The following is a 523-nucleotide window of genomic DNA, read 5'->3' as shown; positions in this document are numbered from 1 at the left end:
CGGGTTTGAAGGAGAGTGGAAAACTAAGAAGTTGGGAGAAATCACCGAAAAAGTAAACAGTGGAAAAACACCGTTAGGCGGTGAGTCTGTATATACCAAGGAAGGTGTACTTTTTATACGCAGTCAGAATGTCAATAATGACAAGTTGGAATTGGAAAATTCTACATTTATTCCAGAATCGGTAAATAATCAAATGCGAAACAGCATTGTAAAATCTAATGACATATTGCTTAACATAACTGGGGCATCGTTAGGGCGTAGCTGCGTGGTACCTAGTCGTTTTAATATAGGAAATGTCAATCAGCATGTTTGTATTATTAGATTGACTCCAAAATATAATCCGAGATTCGTTCAGTCTATCTTTTCTTCGAAGAAAGGGCAGGCTGTCTTTAATAGTTTACAAACAGGAAGCGGACGAGAGGGGTTAAATTTTGAAAGCATTAAAGGTATTAAGCTGTCTTTACCTAGTTTTGAAGAACAATTTCATATAGCATCATTTTTGTCGCTCATTAACGAACGAATA

The 523-nt window shown here is 36.5% G+C and carries 1 protein-coding gene; it reads left to right on the top strand.

From position 1 onward, the window contains the following. Nucleotides 1-523 (top strand): restriction endonuclease subunit S (locus AC07UV_RS25710; RefSeq protein ID WP_495185856.1); only part of this gene is annotated, 523 nt, incomplete at both ends.

This window comes from Sphingobacterium sp. GW821-FHT03E03, from assembly GCF_059420745.1.
This window is presented reverse-complemented; position numbering and strand designations above follow the sequence as displayed.